At 41.2% G+C, this 255-nt stretch carries 1 rRNA gene; it reads right to left on the reverse strand.

What is annotated here, in order from left to right:
* A 23S ribosomal RNA gene (locus LG651_RS15890) occupies positions 1-255 on the reverse strand; the annotation flags it as partial.

The following is a 255-nucleotide window of genomic DNA, read 5'->3' on the forward strand; positions in this document are numbered from 1 at the left end:
TTCATACAGGGTTTCACGTGCCCCGCACTACTCAGGATACCACTATCGCTATAAATCTTACTTATACAGGACTATCACCCTCTATGGTTACTCTTTCCAAAGTATTCTAATTCAATTTATTTTGAATATTGTGGTCCTACAACCCCAATATTGCCGTAACAATATTGGTTTGGGCTAATCCGCGTTCGCTCGCCACTACTAACGGAATCACTTTTGTTTTCTTCTCCTCCGGGTACTTAGATGTTTCAGTTCTCC

Source organism: Neotamlana sargassicola (assembly GCF_020523965.1).
Lineage (GTDB): Bacteria > Bacteroidota > Bacteroidia > Flavobacteriales > Flavobacteriaceae > Neotamlana > Neotamlana sargassicola.